This window comes from Lysobacter sp. TAB13 (assembly GCF_052113885.1).
Taxonomy (GTDB): domain Bacteria; phylum Pseudomonadota; class Gammaproteobacteria; order Xanthomonadales; family Xanthomonadaceae; genus Lysobacter; species Lysobacter gummosus.
The window spans coordinates 1-509 of sequence record NZ_JBFRDR010000143.1; the positions used below are offsets into that span (position 1 = coordinate 1).

At 64.2% G+C, this 509-nt stretch carries 1 protein-coding gene; it reads right to left on the reverse strand.

Annotation, left to right across the window (positions count from 1 at the left end; all coding sequences use genetic code 11):
• On the reverse strand, positions 1-487 hold a 487-nt coding region (locus tag AB4Y92_RS25530), incomplete at its 3' end, for a flagellar hook-basal body complex protein (protein ID WP_441822160.1).
• Positions 488-509: the final 22 nt, after the last annotated feature.

The following is a 509-nucleotide window of genomic DNA, read 5'->3' on the forward strand; positions in this document are numbered from 1 at the left end:
GCTCCAGGGCGCCCGACCTGATCGAACCGAAGCCGGACTGGCCCGGTGTCCCGAGCTCGTAACCGCCAGAGGCGATGCTGGCTTCGTACACGTTGCCCGCAAGCGGCGTCAGGTTGTCCGGGCTCCTGACGGTCGCCAACGGGACCTTGAAGGCCGCCACTCGCGAGCCGTTCTCGTAGACGGCATAGACGGTGCCGTCCTCTCCGAACTCGGCTCCCTTCACCGCGGACGGCTTGTTGCCATTCGCACCTCCGGTGACCGCGTAGTCGCCGCCCAACTCGCTCATCCCCGTCATATCGAGCGTGAATGGCGCGCCATTCGGGACGCCGAATGACATGCTGGTCGGGCCCGACATCTGGCCCGTTCCGTTGAACGTCAGCGTTTCTGTCGCGATCGGTGTCGCCGGGAAGCTGGCTGGGTTGTCTCCGTTATAGACAGCCACCTCCCAACCGGCGCTCGACTTCGTCATGTAGATGTCGAGCTTCATCGGATTGCCGACGTTGTCGTAG